Origin of the sequence: Streptomyces sp. SID5910, assembly GCF_009862125.1 — a bacterium.
Taxonomy (GTDB): Bacteria; Actinomycetota; Actinomycetes; order Streptomycetales; family Streptomycetaceae; genus Streptomyces.
Map to the genome: position 1 here is coordinate 1 of NZ_WWHX01000608.1, position 233 is coordinate 233.

The following is a 233-nucleotide window of genomic DNA, read 5'->3' on the forward strand; positions in this document are numbered from 1 at the left end:
TCAGGACGCACACCCCACGACGACACCAGCCGGAACAGCGCCACCTCGACGGCGAACAACGCAGCCTGCGTGAACACCGTCGCGTCAAGAGCCTCCCCGTCGGTGAACACCACGTCTCGCAACGGCCGTTCCAGCAGACCATCAAAGGCGGCACACACCTCATCGAACGCCTCGGCGAAGACCGGGAAGGCCTCATACAGCCCCCGGCCCATCCCCACACGCTGACTGCCCTG

At 66.1% G+C, this 233-nt stretch carries 1 protein-coding gene; it reads right to left on the reverse strand.

What is annotated here, in order from left to right:
* A partial coding sequence (locus tag GTW67_RS21150) for an acyltransferase domain-containing protein (RefSeq protein WP_161166375.1) occupies positions 1-233 on the reverse strand: 233 nt, incomplete at both ends.